Annotated in this window: 2 protein-coding genes; both read right to left on the bottom strand. The window is 54.6% G+C overall.

Features of this window, described 5'->3' with window-relative positions; all coding sequences use genetic code 11:
• Nucleotides 1-83 precede the first annotated feature (83 nt).
• Entirely contained in the window at nucleotides 84-1,073 is a 990-nt protein-coding gene (locus ACJROR_RS12010; RefSeq protein ID WP_406547234.1) for a hypothetical protein, read from the bottom strand.
• A gap of 86 nt (nucleotides 1,074-1,159) precedes the next feature.
• On the bottom strand, nucleotides 1,160-2,046 hold an 887-nt coding region (locus ACJROR_RS12015), incomplete at its 5' end, for a hypothetical protein (RefSeq protein ID WP_406547235.1).

Genomic DNA, 2,046 nt, shown 5'->3' on the forward strand with positions numbered 1-2,046 from the left:
AGAGATAAAGCAGTCCTGCTTTGTTCATCTTCCGGAAAGCCGTCTCTGATGGTATATCTGACGTTGCAGGATAGAATATCATGCTAATTGCCCGCCGAAGCATTCATAAGTCGTTTTTTAGCAGGCTTTTTATCGCCTTCCGAGCTCTTTTCACCGCCGGAGCCGCCCTTGGCTGCCTCCTCCAGAAGAGCCTTCTCCGCTTCATCAGGGGTTTCCGCTCCCGCCAGCACCACTCCGGTAACCGGTTCCCCGGTGTTTTCCGGAGCCGATGCGGGAGCGTCCTCCGGATCCGGAGCCTCTGCAGATGAAAACTCTTCAGCGGAGCTGTCAGGGGCATCACTGACTTCATCTCCGGATCCCTGAGCAGACTCTGATGCGCCGGCTCCGGCAGCATCATTTCCGGCAGAATCATCAGCAGATGAAGCACTGGAAGAAACAGCATTGGCAGAGAAGGTCGGGATCTCATCCCCGCCATCCCGGGGTCTCACGTCCCGGCAGCTTTTAAGAGCTGCTTGGTAAGCCTGACGGTAGCCCTGAAGCGGCAAAAGATAAGTCCATTCCCGGGAGCCCTGATTAAACCGGATGAGCAAATGCTTTCTGTCCGTGGTATCCATCTCCGCCAGCAATGTCAGCATCACCTCCGAGGGGCCGTTGTAGCCGGTAGGCACAAAAACATAATCCCCGTGCTTTACCACGCCCCGCATCTGGTAGCCGCCCCGGTATTTGCCGGTTTTAGGATCCTTTTCCAGATCCTTCAGTCTGAAGGCGAAGGTAATCACGGCGGGGGCGTCTGGGTTCATAATATCGGTGGTCAGAGCGGGGAGACGCAGCATAAAGGCCGGAAGGGGCCAGGAGTTACGGCAGCCGACGCTCATTTCGAAGGAATCCAGAAACTCCTTGTCCAGATAGGCGGCTTCCACTATTACAGGATTCCCGTCGATCACCGTGGAGTGGGCCACATCGGTACGCCAGCCGGCCTCCGCGGCGCCGGAAAGGAAGAGTCCGGCCAAAAAGCTCAGGCAGAAAGCCCTGCTCCGGGATTTAATGATTCCGTCTCTGGCTGCCTCCGCCATTTTATCCTCCTATGCTATCCCTTAATGCTGTCTCCCAGATCCTTTTTCGCCCTGCTGTTGATTACCAGGGCAAGGTCAGGACTCGCTCACGGCAATGGGGAATTTTTATTTTTGCCGTAGCTGCCTCTGATCTTCCCCTTATCAGAACGTCCTTTGCGGGGTTTGGAATCCTTTTTGCCCTTCGGTCTCCCGCCTTTGGACTTTTCTTTCGGGAGACTCTCATCCCCGGATCTGCCGTCATCAGGGATATCCGAAGCGGTCTTTCCCGGGGGAGATGCGCGCTTTCCCACCTGGTGAGAATTCCGGCGCATCACCGGAAAATCACCGGCCGGTACAGATCTGACAGGATTTTTGGAGTCAGTTCTGCTCCGGTCATTAAACTGGGCCGCAAGGCGTTCCAGGGTATCCTCAGCGATGCCAAATTCACCAAGCAAGGCCTTGGCTTCAGAGGTCAGGATCCCTGCCGCTTCGTATTTGTCCTCCGCCGTATACGTGAGGATCACCTGCTCCATGCTCTGAATCATCTCATCAGCATCGAGCTCCAGTTTCCGGCAGGATTTAGCGATTTCATATCGGATCAGGCTGGAAATAAACCATGGGGCAAACCTGTTCTGTCTTCCTGCGGAGCTGTTTCCCCGGGATGCCGTGTCATTCTGAGATTCCAGGACGGCATACGGCGTCTCTGCGGCATCTCTCATCCGGAAAATACTGATGGCCCGGGCAGGATCGATTCCCTGAGATACCGCAAGGGAGAAAAATCCCAGAGAAGCCAGCGAGTTATCCAGTTCGTCATAACGGACGGTAACCTTTTGTTCCGCGCTTTCTCTGTCAATGCAATCTCTGTCAATAACAATATATTTCTCAAGATCCGGAGGGATGATGACTGCTGTATTCCGGGAAATTGCCTCTTTAGCTTTTCGCGCTGCAGCCTGAATTCTTTCCAGGAGCTTTACTGACCGGAAACTGCCGCGGG

This window comes from Succinimonas sp. (assembly GCF_045225735.1).
GTDB lineage: Bacteria > Pseudomonadota > Gammaproteobacteria > Enterobacterales > Succinivibrionaceae > Succinimonas.